This is a genomic window from Fretibacterium sp. OH1220_COT-178 (assembly GCF_003860125.1).
GTDB lineage: Bacteria > Synergistota > Synergistia > Synergistales > Aminobacteriaceae > CAJPSE01.
Map to the genome: position 1 here is coordinate 1 of NZ_RQYL01000072.1, position 653 is coordinate 653.

Here is a 653-nt window from a genome sequence, read left to right on the forward strand (position 1 = left end):
GGCTGCCAGCGGACGCCCAGCCCCGCCGTCAGCAGGTCCGTCCAGCCCACCTCGCCCTGCATGTCGTAGTAGTTCCGCCCCACGTAGCGCAGCTCCGAGAAAGCGGAAAAACGCTCCCACTTGCGGGTCGCCCGCAAGAGCCCCTCCCACTCGGGCCGGTTCGCCAGCGGGTCGCCGTCCATGTAGCCGGGCGTCTCGTTCTTCGGGTCCATCCAGGTGGCAGCCAGGTAGAGGGCCCACTTCTCCCACTCCGCGCTCACCTCCAGCTCCGTCCCGATCACCCGGGCCTTGCCGATGTTCACATACTGGGCAAACCGGGGGTTGGTCATGAGGTAGTCGATCAGGTCGTCCGAATGGCGGCCGAAGACCGTCAGCTCGGCGGCGGCCGACCCGCCCCAGAGCTCACCCTTCCAGGCCAGTCCCGCGTCCCACTGCGTGCCGCTCTCCCACCTCAGGCTCGGGTTCGGGATGACGAAAGCCCCGTCCCCGTAGAGCTCATAGAGGTTCGGAGCCCGATTGTACGTACCGCCCGTCAGCTTCAGCGTCCATCGGTCGCTCATCCGCCAGGCCAGCGCCGCCCCCCAGGAGAACTCCGTTCGGCCGTCGGCGGCGTTCCAGCGCACCACCGGCGTCAGCCAGAGGCCGTCGCCCCT

At 68.8% G+C, this 653-nt stretch carries 1 protein-coding gene; it reads right to left on the bottom strand.

What is annotated here, in order from left to right; translation table 11 throughout:
* A partial coding sequence (locus EII26_RS12860) for a TonB-dependent receptor plug domain-containing protein (protein WP_148092583.1) occupies positions 1-653 on the bottom strand: 653 nt, incomplete at both ends.